Here is a 2,793-nt window from a genome sequence, read left to right as displayed (position 1 = left end):
CACCCGCCCCTCGGTGGGCCCTGTCCCGGCCCTGTCCCGGCCCTTCGCCGCCGCTCTCCCGCCCGGGCTCAGGCCCGTAGCGCCGCCAGCTGCTCGGCGAACGGCACCACCTGCTCGGGCAGCGCCGGCGCCGCCGGGCCGCGCCCGGCCAGCAGGGCCGCCAGCTCGCCGGCCGCCCGGTCGATCCGGCGCGGCAGGCCGTCGGTGCGCCCGTCCCCCGCCGTGCCCCAGTCGTCGGTGGCCGCGTAGACGCCGGTCGGCAGCACCACCGCGCGCAGGTAGCCGAACAGCGGGCGCACGGCGTGGTCCAGGACCAGCGAGTGCCGGGGCGTGCCGCCGGTGGCGGCGATCAGCACCGGCTTGCCGGTGAGCACGTCGTCGTCGAGCACGTCGAAGAAGGACTTGAACAGACCGCTGTACGAGGCCTTGAAGACCGGCGTCACCGCGATCAGGGCGTCCGCCTCCGACACCGCCTCGATCGCCGCGCGCAACCCGGCACCGGGGAAGCCGGTGACGAAGTTGTTGGCGATCTCCACCGCCAGGTCGCGCAGTTCGACCACGGTGACGTCCACCTCCCGCCCCTCCTGGGCGAGTCGGCGCACGGTCGAGTCGGCGAGCCGGTCCGCCAGCAGCCGCGTCGAGGACGGCTTGCTCAGTCCGGCGCTCACCACCACCAGCTTGTACGCGGTCACTTGGCCACCTCCGTCGTCTCGTTCTCGCGGGTGTCGCGGGCCGCGACCAGCGCGGCGTGGGTCGGCCCGTCCGGCACCTCGGCCGGGCGACCCTTGGCGAACTCCTCGCGCAGCACCGGCACGACCTCCTCGCCGAGCAGGTCCAGCTGCTCCAGCACCGTCTTCAGCGGCAGGCCGGCGTGGTCCATCAGGAACAGCTGGCGCTGGTAGTCGCCGAAGGTCTCGCGGAAGGTCAGGGTCTTCTCGATGACCTCCTGCGGGCTGCCGACGGTCAGCGGGGTCTCCGCGGTGAACTCCTCCAGCGAGGGCCCGTGGCCGTACACCGGCGCGTTGTCGAAGTACGGGCGGAACTCGCGCACCGCGTCCTGGGAGTTCTTGCGCATGAACACCTGCCCGCCGAGGCCGACGATCGCCTGCTCGGGCGTGCCGTGGCCGTAGTGGGCGTAGCGCTCGCGGTAGAGCTCGATCAGCTTCCGGAAGTGCTCCTTGGGCCAGAAGATGTTGTTCGCGAAGAAGCCGTCACCGTAGTAGGCGGCCTGCTCGGCGATCTCCGGGCTGCGGATCGAGCCGTGCCACACGAACGGCGGGACGTCGTCCAGCGGGCGCGGGGTGGAGGTGAAGCCCTGGAGCGGGGTGCGGAAGCGGCCCTGCCAGTCCACGACCTCCTCGCGCCACAGCTGGCGCAGCAGCGCGTAGTTCTCGATCGCGAGCGGGATGCCCTGGCGGATGTCCTTGCCGAACCACGGGTAGACCGGGCCGGTGTTGCCGCGGCCCATCATGACGTCCACCCGGCCCTCGGCCAGGTGCTGGAGCATCGCGTAGTCCTCGGCGATCTTCACCGGGTCGTTGGTGGTGATCAGCGTGGTCGAGGTGGACAGGATGATGCGGTCGGTCTGCGCGGCGATGTAGCCGAGCATGGTCGTCGGCGAGGACGGGACGAACGGCGGGTTGTGGTGCTCGCCCATGGCGAAGACGTCCAGGCCGACCTCCTCGGCCTTGCGGGCGATGGCCACCATGGCCTTGATCCGCTCGTGCTCGCTCGGGGTGCGGCCGGTGGTGGGGTCGGTCGTCACGTCGCCGACGGAGAAGATTCCGAACTGCATGCTGCTCACCAGATCCCAGGTAGTAAAACTTTCAACGACTTTAGCATCCGGGTGGGAGTGGATATTCCCCCTCGCCGCCTCCCGTTCCCTGCGGGGACAATGGAAGGCGCGGGCGGGCCAGGGACGGCACGGGGCGGGCGAGGGAAGGCTCCGGAAGGGCGGCGGACGATGGGTCCGTACATCGCGGTGAGCGCGCTGAGCCACGAGGGCCTGGTGCGGGAGCACAACGAGGACAGCCTCACGGTCGGGCCGTGGACGCTCTGCGCCACCGTGACCACCAACCCGCAGACCCTGCTCTTCCCGCTCGGCCCGCCCTGCGTGGTCGCGGTGGCCGACGGCCTGGGCGGCCACCCCGGCGGCGAGGTCGCCAGCGCCCTGGTCGCCCGTCGGCTCGCCCTCGCCGGCGGGGCACTGGACGGCGAGGAGGCCGTCCGCGAGGAGCTCCAGGCGTGCAACCGGGCCGTCTACGCGGCCGCCGCCGAGGAGCCGGAACTCGCCGCGATGGGCACCACCGTCGCCGGGCTGGTGCTGCTGCCCGAACGGACGCTGGCCTTCAACGTCGGCGACAGCCGGGTCTACCGGATCACCGGGGACGGGCTGTACCGGGTGAGCGTCGACGACAGTCCGCCGCTGCCGCCCGGGCGCCGCACCACCCCGGTGGTCACCCAGACCCTGGGCGGCTCGCTCGGCCTCACCTTCGTCGAACCGCACGTCCGGGCCGCGCCGCTGGCCACCGGGGACCGGTACCTGGTGTGCAGCGACGGCCTGACCGACCCGGTGCCCGAGGAGGAACTCGCCGGGCTGCTGGACCGGTCGTCCGGGGGGCCGGACCGCTCGGACGGCAAGGCGGCGTTCGAGCTGTGGAAGGCGGCCATCGAGGCCGGCGGGCCGGACAACATCACCCTGGCGCTGGTGCGGATCGGCGCGTAGGGCGCCTCCGGGACGGCGGCCCCCTCCGGGACGACGGCACCGCGCCCCGGGCGGGGCCGCCGTGGCGC

Annotated in this window: 3 protein-coding genes; 1 reads left to right on the top strand and 2 read right to left on the bottom strand. The window is 72.9% G+C overall.

Translation table 11 applies throughout. The annotated features are described in order from the left end of the window. Positions 1-68: 68 nt before the first annotated feature. Together ACFRMQ_RS39895 and ACFRMQ_RS39890 are read right to left on the bottom strand one after the other, a co-directional pair. The gene (locus ACFRMQ_RS39895; protein WP_380735805.1) at positions 69-692 is read right to left on the bottom strand and encodes an FMN reductase; all 624 of its coding nucleotides are present in this window, start codon (positions 690-692) and stop codon (positions 69-71) included. Further along, on the bottom strand, positions 689-1,795 hold the full coding sequence (locus tag ACFRMQ_RS39890; RefSeq protein WP_380735804.1) for an LLM class flavin-dependent oxidoreductase: 1,107 nt from the start codon (positions 1,793-1,795) through the stop codon (positions 689-691). The genes ACFRMQ_RS39895 and ACFRMQ_RS39890 overlap by 4 nt, the downstream gene beginning before the upstream one ends. 168 nt (positions 1,796-1,963) lie before the next feature. On the opposite strand from ACFRMQ_RS39890, the gene ACFRMQ_RS39885 reads away from it, so the two are divergent. Further along, on the top strand, positions 1,964-2,725 hold the full coding sequence (locus ACFRMQ_RS39885; protein WP_380735802.1) for a PP2C family protein-serine/threonine phosphatase: 762 nt from the start codon (positions 1,964-1,966) through the stop codon (positions 2,723-2,725). Positions 2,726-2,793: the final 68 nt, after the last annotated feature.

This window comes from Kitasatospora sp. NPDC056783, from assembly GCF_042789895.1.
GTDB lineage: Bacteria > Actinomycetota > Actinomycetes > Streptomycetales > Streptomycetaceae > Kitasatospora.
Note: the sequence above shows the minus strand (reverse complement) of the source record. Positions and strands in the feature narration are given on the sequence as shown.